Origin of the sequence: Kitasatospora sp. NPDC007106, assembly GCF_040634455.1 — a bacterium.
Lineage (GTDB): Bacteria > Actinomycetota > Actinomycetes > Streptomycetales > Streptomycetaceae > Kitasatospora > Kitasatospora arboriphila.
Window position 1 is genome coordinate 1 of record NZ_JBEYFP010001478.1, and the last position, 1,013, is coordinate 1,013.

Here is a 1,013-nt window from a genome sequence, read left to right on the forward strand (position 1 = left end):
GGTCGACGGCGCCGGGGCCGCGGTACCGCTCGCGACTGCCGACGCCGACCGCGAGGCAGGGGCGGACGAGCAGCCGGCCGCGAGCGCGAACAGGGCGATCAGTACCGGGGCCGAACGGGTGGCGGCGGGCCGTGCCAAGGTCTCTCCTGGTGTCTCCTGTCCGCCGGAGACGAACCGCCGGCGGGCGCCCGTCAGTATGGCCGCTCCACGAAGCGGAACGCTCCGGAATTTCCGGCACGCGCCCACCCGGGAACGGGCCTCACGCCCCCTCCACCACCCTGCTATCACCTGCTATCTTCGGGGGTATGGCGAAGACCCAGGTGAACCTCCGTATGGACGAGACCGTCGCCGAGATGGCCAGACACGCGGCCGAGACCCGGCGGATGCCCGTCAACGACTACGTGGCGCAGCTGATCCGGGACGACAACGAGAAGCTGCGCGAGGTCTTCCTGGCCGGTGCGCAGGAAGTGCTGGACGAGTACGCGGACCTGCTCGACGGGATCGAGGCCGCGTGATCCTCCACGTCGATCTCGCCTGGATCCTCGAGGTCGCCGAGCGTGCCGGGGTCGGGGACCCGGCACCGGTGGACTACGGGGTGGCGATCTCCGCGGTGGAGCGGCACCGGGCCGTGGTCGCCGGGCAGGAGGTCTACGACGGGCCGTTCACCCGGGCTGCGGCGCTCGCCCACACGCTCGGCCGGCTGCCGTGGCTGGAGCGTTCGAACCTGCGGGTGGCGGTGGCCGTCGCGCACGGTTACCTGCTGGCGAGCGGGGTCTCGGTCAAGCTCGACCAGGAGCGGGTGTCCGCGGTGGCCGAGGAGCTGAGGCGGCACGGATCCACCGCGGCCGATCTCGCCGCCGTGCTCAGGACGTGGCTCGCCTGACGGGCGTCCCCCCGGCCACCGGGTGCCGACGGGTGAACCACCGCGACGCGCGGCGAGCCTGCCCCCGTCCCGCCGGCCACCCCGTAACGTCGGGGACGGAGCGGCCACCGCCTCTCCTGCGCCGGCCGGC

Annotated in this window: 2 protein-coding genes; both read left to right on the forward strand. The window is 73.5% G+C overall.

What is annotated here, in order from left to right; genetic code table 11:
* Positions 1 to 305: 305 nt before the first annotated feature.
* Positions 306 to 515, forward strand: coding sequence for a hypothetical protein (locus ABZ641_RS39415; protein ID WP_344623789.1), 210 nt, complete (start codon positions 306 to 308; stop codon positions 513 to 515).
* Complete coding sequence (locus tag ABZ641_RS39420; RefSeq protein ID WP_344623788.1) at positions 512 to 883, forward strand: fic family toxin-antitoxin system, toxin component; 372 nt, start codon at positions 512 to 514, stop codon at positions 881 to 883. The genes ABZ641_RS39415 and ABZ641_RS39420 overlap by 4 nt, the downstream gene beginning before the upstream one ends.
* Positions 884 to 1,013 lie beyond the last annotated feature (130 nt).